This window comes from Mycobacterium sp. 1274756.6, assembly GCF_001668625.1.
GTDB lineage: Bacteria > Actinomycetota > Actinomycetes > Mycobacteriales > Mycobacteriaceae > Mycobacterium.
Genome location: NZ_LZLJ01000089.1, coordinates 1 through 9985, shown reverse-complemented (window position 1 = coordinate 9985; position 9985 = coordinate 1). Strand labels below are relative to the sequence as shown.

At 67.7% G+C, this 9985-nt stretch carries 11 protein-coding genes, 4 tRNA genes and 1 pseudogene; 7 read left to right on the top strand and 9 right to left on the bottom strand.

Annotation, left to right across the window (positions count from 1 at the left end):
* Together A5643_RS13815 and A5643_RS13810 are read right to left on the bottom strand one after the other, a co-directional pair.
* Positions 1 to 319: GMC family oxidoreductase N-terminal domain-containing protein (locus A5643_RS13815; protein WP_197497734.1), on the bottom strand; the 319-nt coding region annotated here is incomplete at its 3' end.
* A 58-nt stretch (positions 320 to 377) separates the two neighbouring features.
* On the bottom strand, positions 378 to 1025 hold the full coding sequence (locus A5643_RS13810; RefSeq protein ID WP_156628814.1) for a hypothetical protein: 648 nt from the start codon (positions 1023 to 1025) through the stop codon (positions 378 to 380).
* Positions 1026 to 1314: 289 nt separating this feature from the next.
* On the opposite strand from A5643_RS13810, the gene A5643_RS13805 reads away from it, so the two are divergent.
* Both A5643_RS13805 and A5643_RS13800 read left to right on the top strand, forming a co-directional pair.
* A complete protein-coding gene (locus A5643_RS13805; RefSeq protein WP_502686239.1) occupies positions 1315 to 2121 on the top strand; it encodes a 3-oxoacyl-ACP reductase in 807 nt (268 codons plus the stop codon).
* A 26-nt stretch (positions 2122 to 2147) separates the two neighbouring features.
* A complete protein-coding gene (locus A5643_RS13800) occupies positions 2148 to 3443 on the top strand; it encodes an LLM class flavin-dependent oxidoreductase (protein WP_082948956.1) in 1296 nt (431 codons plus the stop codon).
* A gap of 84 nt (positions 3444 to 3527) precedes the next feature.
* Here the strand turns inward: A5643_RS13800 and A5643_RS13795 are convergent, their stop codons facing one another.
* Both A5643_RS13795 and A5643_RS13790 read right to left on the bottom strand, forming a co-directional pair.
* Positions 3528 to 4733: a Fic family protein gene (locus A5643_RS13795; RefSeq protein ID WP_066856536.1), complete on the bottom strand. Its 1206-nt coding sequence runs from the start codon at positions 4731 to 4733 to the stop codon at positions 3528 to 3530.
* A gap of 184 nt (positions 4734 to 4917) precedes the next feature.
* Positions 4918 to 4989 (bottom strand) — tRNA-Val (locus A5643_RS13790).
* A gap of 183 nt (positions 4990 to 5172) precedes the next feature.
* Between A5643_RS13790 and A5643_RS13785 the strand changes: the two genes are divergently transcribed.
* The 5 genes from A5643_RS13785 to A5643_RS13765 all read left to right on the top strand — a co-directional run bounded on the left by A5643_RS13785 (position 5173) and on the right by A5643_RS13765 (position 6710).
* Positions 5173 to 5245 (top strand) — tRNA-Gly (locus A5643_RS13785).
* A 29-nt stretch (positions 5246 to 5274) separates the two neighbouring features.
* A tRNA-Cys gene (locus tag A5643_RS13780) sits at positions 5275 to 5348 on the top strand.
* A gap of 13 nt (positions 5349 to 5361) precedes the next feature.
* Positions 5362 to 5436 (top strand) — tRNA-Val (locus A5643_RS13775).
* 118 nt (positions 5437 to 5554) lie between these two features.
* A complete protein-coding gene (locus tag A5643_RS13770) occupies positions 5555 to 6019 on the top strand; it encodes a hypothetical protein (RefSeq protein WP_066856533.1) in 465 nt (154 codons plus the stop codon).
* 109 nt (positions 6020 to 6128) lie between these two features.
* Complete coding sequence (locus A5643_RS13765; protein ID WP_066856530.1) at positions 6129 to 6710, top strand: hypothetical protein; 582 nt, start codon at positions 6129 to 6131, stop codon at positions 6708 to 6710.
* On the opposite strand, the gene A5643_RS18280 is transcribed toward A5643_RS13765, so the two are convergent.
* The 5 genes and pseudogenes from A5643_RS18280 to A5643_RS13745 all read right to left on the bottom strand — a co-directional run.
* Positions 6657 to 7286 carry a DUF7341 domain-containing protein gene (locus tag A5643_RS18280; RefSeq protein ID WP_156628813.1) on the bottom strand — a complete coding sequence of 210 codons (630 nt, stop codon included), beginning with the start codon at positions 7284 to 7286 and terminating at the stop codon, positions 6657 to 6659. The genes A5643_RS13765 and A5643_RS18280 overlap by 54 nt on opposite strands.
* 86 nt (positions 7287 to 7372) lie before the next feature.
* Complete coding sequence (locus A5643_RS13760) at positions 7373 to 7801, bottom strand: PIN-like domain-containing protein (RefSeq protein WP_066856528.1); 429 nt, start codon at positions 7799 to 7801, stop codon at positions 7373 to 7375.
* A complete protein-coding gene (locus A5643_RS13755) occupies positions 7779 to 8441 on the bottom strand; it encodes a DUF433 domain-containing protein (RefSeq protein WP_066856550.1) in 663 nt (220 codons plus the stop codon). The genes A5643_RS13760 and A5643_RS13755 overlap by 23 nt, the downstream gene beginning before the upstream one ends.
* Before the next feature lie 126 nt (positions 8442 to 8567).
* Complete coding sequence (locus tag A5643_RS13750) at positions 8568 to 8870, bottom strand: hypothetical protein (RefSeq protein ID WP_156628812.1); 303 nt, start codon at positions 8868 to 8870, stop codon at positions 8568 to 8570.
* A gap of 13 nt (positions 8871 to 8883) precedes the next feature.
* Positions 8884 to 9985 (bottom strand): annotated as a pseudogene (locus A5643_RS13745) (phage tail tape measure protein); the annotation flags it as partial.

Sequence of the window (9985 nt, the reverse complement as noted above, 5' to 3'; positions counted from 1 at the left end):
CGAAGTCCGAGGGGTGGCCGTGGGCGTAGATCATCGCGTTGATCGTGCTGGAGCCGCCGAGTGCCTTGCCGCGCGGCTGGAATCCGCGCCGGCCGTTGAATCCGGCCTGCGGCACCGTCTGGTAGTGCCAGCTGTTGATGCCGCGCGGCATGCCGGCGACGAATCCCAGCGGGATCCGGATCAGCAGGTTGCGGCCCATGCCGCCGGCCTCGAGCAGGCACACCGAGACCGCGGGGTCCTCGCTGAGTCGGCTGGCCACCACGCAACCCGCCGAGCCGCCGCCGGCCACCACGTAGTCGAATTCGTCCGCGTCGTCCATCATCGAACCGTACCGCCGCCGGCCGTCGGAAACGGCTGCTTGCGGGTGCCGCCGCTGCTCAGATCAGCGACAGCCCCGCCGGCCGCTCGGCGCGCTCCCCCGCCTGCAGTGCGGCCGGGGTCAAGAAATCGGCGAGCGCATAGCGGGTTTCGGTGCGCCGGTCGAGTTCGGCCGCGCCGCGGTAGAGCTCGGTGGCCGCTTTGGCCTGGAACATCGCCACCACCGCGTCGTTGTGCCGCTCGGAGCCGAACTGGGTGAGGGCGGCGTCGAGCTTGGTGTCGATGTAGTCCAGGGTGTGTTCGAGCTGCCGCAACTCGGTGGCGTCGTGCCGGGCGTCGTCGGCGAGCGCCTGGTCCCGGCGCCGAACGATCAGACCGCGCATGGCCAAGGCGCCCAGGGCGGCCGAGAACGCCGGGACGAACAGCACCGTGCTCGTCGCCCCGAGCGAGGTGTCCGACGACAACGCGGCGACGATGCTGAGGATGGTCAGCAGACCCAGCAGCGCCGCCAGCAGGGTCATCGGCGATGCCGCCGCGATCCGGTCGCCGGCCTGCCGGGCCAGCGGGGTGAGTTTCGCCGAGACGGTCGAGGCCTGCCGACGCACCGCCTGGCCCCACGCGGGCTTGGCGGTCGGCGCGGTAGGCCCGGCGGCCGACTCGGGACGCGTCGTCTCGGGTGGCCGGGACAGATCAGCGGGAGCACTCATGTGGCCATTGTGACCCGAGTGATTGTTGATTCGTGGGAGGTGGACCCGGCCGGTCGCGCTGCGCTGCCCGTGCGCGTCATCGGCCGGCCGGATCGCGGGGTGGTGCGGGTGTAGCTTGGATCTCGTTGGACACGGGGTGCCGTACGTAGCGGCTGAGATCACACCCGTTGAACCTGCTCCAGGTCGCGCTGGCGAACGGATCGCCTGGTCCGCGCCCACCGTCGACGACCGGTCTCCGCGCTGCTACGTCTCGGCCAGCCGTGGTCGCCTGGAGGAAGGGGATTCGCCCGTGACGACGAGACCGGTGGCGCCCGCAGGCGGCCCCGCACAGGTGCCGGCGATCGCCGAACAGGTCGCGGTGGTGACCGGCGCAGGCCGGGGGCTGGGCCGCAGGATCGCCTCGGCACTGCTGCGCGAGGGCGCACGGGTGGTCATCAACTACCGCCGCAGCCGCGCAGCCGCCGAGGGCCTCGCCGCCGAGTTTCCCGGCCGGGCGATCGCTGTGCGGGCCGACGTGCGGGACCGCGCTCAGGTCGAGCAGTTGTTCGTCCGAGCGCGGGCGGAGTTCGACGCCCCGGTGGCGACGGTGGTCAACAACGCCCTGGTCGACTTCGCCTTCGACGGGGACGCCCGGGCGAAGGCCGACGAGATCGCCTATGGCGCATTCGCCGAGCAGTTCACCGGCGGTGTGCAGGGTGCGCTGAACGTCATCCAGGCGGCGCTGCCGCACTTCGCCGAGCTGGGGTCCGGGCGGGTGGTCAACGTCGGCACGAACCTGTTTCAGCATCCCGTCGTGCCGTATCACGACTACACCGCGGCGAAGGCGGCGCTGTTGTCGCTGACCCGCACGTTCGCCGCCGACCTCGGGCCGCTGGGCGTGCGGGTGAACATGGTCAGCGGCGGCCTGCTGCGGACCACCGATGCCAGCGCGGCGACCCCGGCGGCGGTGTTCGACGCGATCGCGGACGGCACGCCGCTGGGGTCGGTGACCACACCGGAGGAGTTCGCCGATGCGGTGCTGTTCTTCGCCTCGCCGTGGTCGCGGGCGGTCACCGGCCAGAACCTGGTCGTCGACGGTGGTCTGGTGAACAATTGACCGCGCAGCACGATACCCGTAAGCCGGTGCGGCTCAACTTGTTCGCGTTCGCCTGCGGACACCATGCCGGGGCGTGGCGCGCGCCGGACTCCAGCGTCGGCCGGCTCGGCGACATCACCTACTGGGAACAGTTGGCGCGCACCGCCGAACGCGGAAAACTCGACGCGATCTTCCTCGCCGACGGGCAGTCGGCTGGACTCGGCGCGGTCGGCAGCGGCCCGCTGTGGTTCCTGGAGCCGCTGACCACGTTGACCGCGATGGCGCGGGCCACCGAGAACATCGGGCTGGTCACGACCGTGTCGAGCACCTTCTGGAACCCGTTCCATGCGGCCCGGCTGCTGGCGAGCCTGGATCACATCTCCGGCGGCCGAGTGGGGGCGAACGTGGTGACGTCGATGACCGACGACGAAGCCCGCAACCACGGCATGGACCGCCTGCCCGACCACGCGGAACGCTACGCACGGGCCGCGGAATTCATCGACGTGCTGCTGCGGCTGTGGGATTCCTGGCCGACGGACGCGATTGTGGCGGACCCTGCCGGGACCTATCTCGACGAATCGCTGCTGCGCGCGGTGGACCACGCCGGGACGTGGTTCGGTGTCGCCGGCCCACTCAACGTGCCGCAGTCACCGCAGGGCCGGCCCGCCCTGTTCCAGGCGGGCGCCTCAGACCCCGGCCGGCAGCTGGCCGCCCGCTACGCCGACGGCATCTACGCGGTCGCCTGGGACGCCGAAACGGCACGCGAGTACCGCTCCGATGTGCTGGCTCGGGCTGCGACGCTGGGCCGCGACCCCGCGCAGCTCGCGATCATGCCGGGGCTGGTCACCTATGTGGCGTCCACCGAGCGGGAAGCCAAGCAACAGCAGCGCGCCCTCAACGAGCTGTTGCCAACCCGCGATTCGCTGGCCCAGCTGTCCTTCTTCGTCGGGGTGGACACCTCGGACTGGGATCTGGACGCCCCGGTGCCGCCGCTGGCGCCGCTGGAGCAGTTCACCGGCCCCAAGGGCCGGTACGCGACCGTGCTGCGGATCATCGACAGCGCCCAGCCCACCGTGCGGGAGTTGCTCGGGTTCCTCGCCGCCGGCGGTGGGCACGCCACCTTCATCGGCACCCCGGAGGGCATCGCCGACGAGATCGAACGCTGGGTGGACACCGGCGCCGCCGACGGGTTCAACCTGATGCCGCCGGCCCTGCCCGCCGGGATCGAGGATTTCGTCGAGCAGGTGGTGCCGATCCTGCAGCGCCGGGGCCGGTTCCGCCGCGACTACGAGCAGCGGACGCTGCGCGCACGCCTGGCCGGCGCGCCGGGACACACGACGTGACGGCGCATCACGGCGGAGGTTGGCCGCGGCGACTTGCGCTCCGAGGACGTGAAACGTCTCGCTATCCGCCCACCCGATACCGCCTCAGCCACTCCGCCGCCGCCGCCCGGCCCGCTCGGCGAAGGCATCCAACGCGGCGAGAACTTCAGGCGCTCGCCACGCGCGGTTGCGGGCGCGGTCGGTGAATTCCACGACGATCCCTGCGTCAACGAGCGGGTCGATGTAGCGGCGTGCATTGCCCGTGGTGATGCCCAGCTCGCGGTGCAGCAGCGCCGCGTTGAACACCGGGCGTCTGAGCAGTAGGTCGGACACCTTCCAGACCGCGGAATCACGCCGGGCGGTGATGCGTGAGCCCCACCCGGTGCGGATGTCGCGCAAGTCGGCGACCAGCCGGCGGCCATTGGCAACCGCGAGTAGCGCCGCCTGGGACAGCTGCTCCACGATCGGGGCGGCGTCACCGTCTCGGTAGGCGGTCAGCGCGGCGAAGTAGGCGTCGGTGTCGGCGAGCAGCCCGGCTGAGACCGGCACGGTGACATGGCGGGTGAGGCCCTTGTTGCGCAGCATCGCCTGCATCAGGGCGCGGCCGGTGCGCCCGTTGCCGTCGGTGAACGGGTGAATCGACTCGAACTGCGCGTGGGCGATAGCGATCTGCACCAGCGCAGGGACGTCGGCGCGATGGGTGAAGGCGATCAGGTCGTTGATCGCCGCGGGAACGCGCCGATGGTGTGGGGCGATGTAGTCCGCGCCGCGGGGGCCGAACGGCCCACCTCCGATCCACACCTGTTCGTCGCGCCATCTGCCCGCGGCCGCGGGTGTGCTGGTGTGCATGAGGGCGTGGTGCATGTCGAGTATCGCGGCGGCGTCGATGTGGTCGGCCAGTGCGACGGCGGCCTGCATGGCGGCGGTGTTGGCGACGATGATCGCGGCGTTGTGGCGCGTGGGGCCGCCGAGAGATTCGGCTTCGGCGATGGCGCGCGCCGAGGCGGTGAGGTTCTCGATGTTGGAGCTGGCCGCCGACTCCGACCGCAGCAGTACCGCGGCGAACGGGGCGATCTCGTCGCCCAGCTCGGAATCGAAGCGTGCGATTTCGCGGCTGGCGTCCTCGGCCTCGGCCAACGCCGCGGTGGGAAGCGAAATTTGTAGGTCGCCGATGTCGGCGGTGACCGCTGCCAGGTAGTTGCCGGACTGGCGAACCGCCGCGCGCTGGTCGGCGAGACTGTATCCCGTCTGGGCGGCGGGCTCCCACGTCAGGGTCTCAAAGCCCACCGCGGGACTAAGTGATGCCACCATCCCACGTTAGCATCACTTAGCAGAGTAAGTGATGTTATCTACGGCCGTAAGCATCGCTTATGCGGCGCGGCAGCGCGGCGACGCCTCACCCTCGCGTCGCGCCCAACATCCTGGTGCCGCCCGGCGGCCCGTCGGGGGTCGATGTGGGGAACACGGAGCATCTACCGGCGATGAATTAATTTTGTGGTCCCGACTGGGATCGAACCAGTGACCTTCCGCGTGTGAGGCGGACGCTCTCCCGCTGAGCTACGAGACCCGTCAAACGACGTCGAAGACTAACACGAACCGGGTGGCTGACCGAAAGCCGCCGGCCGCGAGCGGGCCTCCGTCACGACCCCGGTGAGCGCCGACCCGCCGCGGGCACCAAGGGATTTGTGCACCGCGACCCGGGTGGACTAATGTCGTGCTTCGCGACGGGCGACGATCTCGTCCGTAGCTCGCGGATGTGGCGCAGCTGGTAGCGCATCACCTTGCCAAGGTGAGGGTCGCGGGTTCGAATCCCGTCATCCGCTCGGAGGGTGCAACAGGCATCAACCCCAACGGTGGAGTGGCCGAGTGGTGAGGCAACGGCCTGCAAAGCCGTGCACACGGGTTCGATTCCCGTCTCCACCTCCAGAATCGACATCCCGCGCGATTAGCTCAGTGGGAGAGCGCTTCCCTGACACGGAAGAGGTCACTGGTTCAATCCCAGTATCGCGCACCATAATTAGTGCAGGTCACGAATGGTTTTTCAAGCCAGAAACGACCACCGTGGGCCAGATATGGGCTAAGAGTCAGCACAGCATCGCGAGCTAGCTCCCAACGAATGGGAGAAACGCACCGTGTCCACCACCAACAGCAGTGCCATCGACAGCCGTGCCGCCGAGGCGCCCGTCGAGTCGTGGCGTGATTTCGCTGACCAACTCACCGATGAGGAACGCGCCTGTCTGGCCGCCGCTGAGCAGGCCGGGGAGTCGCGCTGGATTCTGCGGGATCAGGCCCGCTCGGCAGTTTGGGGCCGGCAGTACGCCGAGGTGCCGGCACCGCCCGGAGCAGTCCACGCCTCAACGTGGGATGCCATCAGCAGCACCACGCTCCCCGAGCGGTACGTCAACGGCCGTGATTGGCCGGGGCGGACCGTGAGTTTGGCGTCGGCCGGGTTTCAGGGCGTCGATGGCTCGCTGCGCCAGTGCTGGATCCACGTCGATGTGACCCCATCGGATAACACCCTCACCGCAGCGGAGGCGCGCGAGCTGGCCGCCCGACTCGTCGAGGCCGCTGACTTCCTCGATGAGTTCAGTACATAGCCCTTACGGCAGCACCAAAGCGGCCCTCGGCGGACTGCCGAGGGCCGCTTTCCGTCCATACTCCCCAGCGGACGCGGTGGCCCTGTGTCGCCGGTGGCACGGTGTACGGATGACGTTCGATTTTCTGTCGAGTTGGCCGTGGTCGACAATCGCAGCCTTTTGTGCAGCGTTCGCCGCGTTCGGAGCCGTCCGGGTGCAGGTCCGGGCGCAGCGGCTCGTACTTGCACGCGAAGCCATCGTCGGCCTGCACCGTGACACATCGCAGTGGGTTTCTGAGGCAGCTGAGTTCGTTAAAGCGTGCGAGCTATACCTTTTAGGCAAGGTGCCAGCCACCGGAGTCGATTACCAGAGACTCCACGCCGCGATCGGCGACATTGCTGGCGCCATCATGACGGTCCGACTCGCATGCGCCGACGCCGAAATCCGGCAACGTACGTACAACGCCATGAGGTTGATCGCCGAGTTCGGGGACTGCTTCGGCCGTGCCAAAGGGACAAGAAAGCTAACTCAAGCTGACCTCGATACCGCAACATCCGCTATCGCTGCGTTCATCATCGAAGCCGGTGCGGTGACAGAGTTGGGCACGCAGAACTACGCTCTCAAACTGACTTGGTGGCAGGGGCGGCGGGCGAAACAGCTATACGAGGACGCCGGCGGGAAGCTCGAAGCCGAGCAGGCGGCACAGGAATAGATACTGGTCGGGCGCCCAGGCGGCTTTGCAAGCCAGGCACGTGCAGCCGACGGCGGCGATGATCTGAAGGGCAGGTTGCCGTACCGTTTCGCCGCAGTCGTCCTGCCGGTAGACACGGTTAGCGCCACAGACTGGGCAGGGCGCTGACAGGGTTTTGACGCTGACTGGGTCCAGCAGGGCACTGATTTCGATGGCCCACTGTTCGCAAGCGCCAGCGATGGCTGTGACTCGGGCGGTGTCCTGGGGGCGCCAGCTACGGTCGACCAGGCGGCGCAACCGTTGCGGTGTGTCTCCGGGCGCCGGTGACCAGGCTTGCGTGGTGCCGTCGATCTCGGCGCATAGCTTGATTGCATCGATGCGGCCTGCCGGCCGGGATGCCGCGTGTCGGCCACCGGATCCGATGCACGATTGCGGAGACGGTCGTTTCTCACTGCACAGTTGCTCATACCGGCTGGAAGCCGCCAACTCCCGGTCTTGCACATACTCGATGACCGGGTCGATCAGGGCGGCTACAGCGTGGTCGAGGCGAGCCAGAGCGGGGGCCAGCACTTCATCTGGCGAGGCAACCGCAGTCACCTGATCAAGCCTGCCAGACGCCACCGACAAGTAGCTGTCGGCGCACTACCCGGGACCCGACCGCATAGTGATTCGTCCTCTCAGCGTCATGGCCACCGCTTGTGTACCCCGTTTTCTGTGATTGCGTAGCACGCGGCACCTTGTCTCCGGCGGCGGGCCAATGCATAGATTTTGTTCTGCTGACTGTGAATTCGCCGGACCATCTCATCGATCGAAAGCTGCTGATTATCGAGGTAGAACATCGCCATTTCGTACTTCTCGATCGGTGCGCGCTCAGCTGGCCGGCCGCGGATCTTGCTGTCCTTGTGGAGTGGGAACCAGTCGCGCTGAAGCCCGTAGTCCATCCACACCGAATCCTCGACGTTGTCGCCGTCGTTGGGAAAGTAGTCAGTAATGCGGTGGACTCGCCAGCCGAGGTCGATCAACCTGAATGCGACGTGCTTTCCCAGCCCCCGGTCAAAGAAAAACTCGGGAGGCTCGGCGTCCCTGCTGTCACGCCGCCTTCTTGAGACCAACCCGGCAGATCTCTTCTACTTCCGCGGGGGTCAGCCCGTACTCATCGGCCACAACCGACATAGGCTCGCCCGAGGCCCAAAGGTCCAGGACCGCTCTCACCGGAACCTTGTTGCGTTCGACCACTGGGTCGCCCCACGCGAACCGAGGGTCGATCACTACATGGGCAGCGTCACCGAAGCTGCGTAACCGCAGGCGCTCGGCATATTCGTTGTGCTTCGACCAGGTGATGTACCGCAAATAGTCGCCAACGACGTCGCGGAGTAGCACCTGGTGGTCTCCCACTCGAGCGTATTCACCTTCGTTATGTTCGATGAAGATGTCGATCCCGTCGGTGGCGATCCTTTTGCTGGCCAGCGCGAAGTCCGATCCGAAGTTGGTGCGTACGTCCACAACTGTGTCGGTGATCTGACGCTTGGTGAAGCGGAGTTCGTTTCTGAGTGCGCGCAGCACGAAAGCTTCCACCAGGGCAGCAAATGGCACAGAGGCGGCGCCGCGCCGTTCCGGTGGCAGGTGGTGTACCAACGGGACCACGCCGGGAGCTTTCGGGTTCAGCCAGGTATGTAGCGTCGAGCGCGGGATGTTGAGAAAGGTCGCGACTTCCCGGGGCGTAAATAATGGGTCGGTGAACAGATCGACCATCTTCACCACCCCCGTTGGAAGTCTGCGATCGGTCGTTCGTGGGCAGGCAGCGACCGTTGTTTGTAGTATGCCCGACCTCGAGGCTCCAGTTCGCAGGAACAGGGGGCTAGTCGGGCGCAGTGGCGGTTAGGTGCCGCACCTGTTCCCGTTGTCGAGGTCGCGCATCAGGCCTTGCTGGATGGCTGCTGCCGCGTTCTCGGGGCTGCCCGCGTAAGCAGAGAGCGCGGCGGCGTAGCCGCCGAGGTAGGTCGCGGCGAGTCGGGCGATGCAGTCGAGGCAGCCGCCTAGTTCGGTGGCGATCTCCGATGTGGCGTCGGTGGCGCCGTTGAGCATCGCCAGGGCGAGTCGCTGGGCACGTATAGCCACCAGCGATTCCGCGGCGACGGTATCGCCTGCCTCGCGCAGTGTGCAGGGTTTACAGGTTGTCATGGTGGACTCCGTTCTAGCGGCCTGGGCCTGCGTATTGGGCGTTCAGGTGTCGCATGTAGTCGGCGCCGCCGCGGTCCTCGGTGGCCTGGTGGTTGTGGTATTCCGCGTTGATGACGGTGCCGGGCTGCTGTTGCCCGGGTGCGCCCTGGTCGCCGGTGTAGGGGTTCGGCGGGGCTTGCTGCCCCGCCAGGTTCGGGAGCGCGGGTCGGGCGCCGGCAAACCCGGAGGCGAGCCGGCCGACCCACGAGTTGCCGATACTGGCGAGCGGTGACCCGGCAGGCAGGAACGTCTCCAGCAGCCCGCCGACACCGATCCCGGCGACCTGTCCGGCGTAGCCGATGGCCCGGTTCGTCAACTGCATCGCCATCTGGGCGCCCTGCCCGGCGCCTGGCATCAGGAGATCCAAGCCCTGCGCAGCGGTCATCGCGGCTTGCATCGGTAGCCCGTCAGCGCCTTGGAAACCCTCACCCCCAGCCCCAGCCGGATACGGAACACCACCCTTGGGCACCCCAACGAAACTCTCACCACTCGGCCCATGCGTCGGCAACGGCACCCGCGGCTGCGGCGGCCCAGGAGCCGGACCCGTAGCGGTAACAGCCGGCTGCGGGCCGTACCCTTGGCTGTACCCGTACGACGGAGCCACCGGATACCCCGCCGACACCCCCGCATACGGCCCGACCGGCAAGTAGTAATGCTTCTCAAACTGCGGATCAAGCGCCCCCACAGCAGAACCCCCATACTGGGCGCCGCCACCGGTACCCCCGCCACCCTCAAACGCCACACCATCCGGCAACGTCGCAGCCATGTGGCCGGCCTGCCCTGGGTAGGGGTTGACGCCGATGTTGAGGGCGCCGGGCATGTAGCCGGGCCGGAACCCGAGCTTGGCGGCCTCCGCGTCGGAGGCGAAGTTGGTGGTGGTGAACAGCCGTCCGGGCGTGGTCCTCCCGGTCTGTAGCACCTCAACGAGGTCGGAGATCGACCCCGAGCAGTCCGCCAGACCGTTGACAAGATCGGAGGCGGGCGCGTACTTCACGTTGCCGCTCGCAGCCTTCGCCAACGCCATCATGGCGGCGACATTCCCGCTACCCGCATAGCTGGGCATCAGCGCGCCCGGC

Excerpts from the sequence above, each read along its gene's own strand:
- A5643_RS13810 (WP_156628814.1), bottom strand. The coding sequence starts at position 1,025 with ATGAGTGCTCCCGCTGATCTGTCCCGGCCACCCGAGACGACGCGTCCC.
- A5643_RS13795 (WP_066856536.1), bottom strand. The coding sequence starts at position 4,733 with ATGGTGGCATCACTTAGTCCCGCGGTGGGCTTTGAGACCCTGACGTGG.
- A5643_RS13765 (WP_066856530.1), top strand. The coding sequence starts at position 6,129 with ATGACGTTCGATTTTCTGTCGAGTTGGCCGTGGTCGACAATCGCAGCC.
- A5643_RS13755 (WP_066856550.1), bottom strand. The coding sequence starts at position 8,441 with ATGGTCGATCTGTTCACCGACCCATTATTTACGCCCCGGGAAGTCGCG.
- A5643_RS13750 (WP_156628812.1), bottom strand. The coding sequence starts at position 8,870 with ATGACAACCTGTAAACCCTGCACACTGCGCGAGGCAGGCGATACCGTC.